Consider the following 563-nt stretch of genomic DNA (forward strand, 5'->3'; position numbering starts at 1 on the left):
TTCGTCTTGCCATCAGCGCGTTTCGCCACAAACCAAGCCTTGTCGAAGCGGACTGTCTTTGCCGCGTTGTCGGGGTTTATGCTTATCAGCGGCAGCAGATCGGCAGGTAGGTACTTTAGCTGATTTAGGTTCGGGCCTGGATAGCCGGTTCCTTGAGTATAGGCGGCCGCCATTTCGGCCCGATTCACAAATGCGATGAATTTCTGTGCATTCGCGCTGTTCGGCCCGCCCTTAAGAACTGTCCAGTAGTTATCGCCTAAAGTAGCGCCGTCCCATACCATGCGAATGGGCGCCCCCTGCTTGATTGCTGCAATGGCACGACCATCATAGCAACTCGTCAGCGCGTATTCACGGTTGATGAGAAGCTGTATGGGCTCCCCGCCCGCTGTCCACCACTTCGTGATGTGCGGCTTGATTTCGTCCAGCTTCTTCAGCGCCCGATCGATTTTATCATCGGTTAGTCGCAAGAGACCCTTGTCCGTGAAGCCATCGGCGGCCAACGCAAACGCTAATTGAGCAAAAGAAGAATTGGCACCGAGTCCCCTCAGTCCCGGGAATTCCTT

General features: G+C 54.9%; 1 protein-coding gene. It reads right to left on the reverse strand.

Going from position 1 to position 563, the window contains the following annotated elements:
• The coding region (locus IVA78_RS07745; RefSeq protein WP_247464966.1) for an extracellular solute-binding protein at positions 1-563 on the reverse strand (563 nt) is incomplete at both ends.

It is taken from the genome of Bradyrhizobium sp. 137, assembly GCF_023074095.1.
In the GTDB taxonomy this organism is placed as follows: domain Bacteria; phylum Pseudomonadota; class Alphaproteobacteria; order Rhizobiales; family Xanthobacteraceae; genus Bradyrhizobium.